Here is a 587-nt window from a genome sequence, read left to right on the forward strand (position 1 = left end):
TATCACTGAGCTGTCAAAATTCTTAGTTCGTATTTCGCAAATGGCGGTTGAGTTACCTGAAATACAAAGACTGGATATCCATCCAGTATTGGTGTCTGGAGATGACTTAACCATACTTGATGCTGATGTGACGCTTTGCAAATATGAAGGTGACGCTCAAAAACGACTGGCTATTCGCCCTTTCCCTGCTGAATTTGTTGAAACTGTGACACTGCGTGATGGTCAACCAATCCTTCTTCGTCCAATTCTTCCTGAAGATGAGCCACTCCACGCTCAGTTCATCAATAGTGTATCTAAAGAAGATCTCTATAAACGGTTCTTCTCAGAGGTTGGTGAGTTCAATCACGAAGCTTTAGCTAATTTTACTCAAATTGACTACGACCGAGAGATGGCCTTTGTCGCAGTAGCATTCGATAAAAGTGGACCGTCGATCATTGGTGTCGCGCGTGCGCTGATCACGCCAGACAACAGTGATGCTGAATTTGCGATTTTGGTTCGCTCAGATTTGAAAGGAAAAGGATTAGGAAAAATCTTGATGGAGAAGATCATCAGCTATTGCAAAATTAAAGGCACGAAACAAATGTCAG

At 42.6% G+C, this 587-nt stretch carries 1 protein-coding gene; it reads left to right on the forward strand.

What is annotated here, in order from left to right; translation table 11 throughout:
* A partial coding sequence (locus R8N49_RS28930; RefSeq protein WP_318190676.1) for a GNAT family N-acetyltransferase occupies positions 1-587 on the forward strand: 587 nt, incomplete at both ends.

It is taken from the genome of Vibrio sp. 1978, from assembly GCF_033344345.1.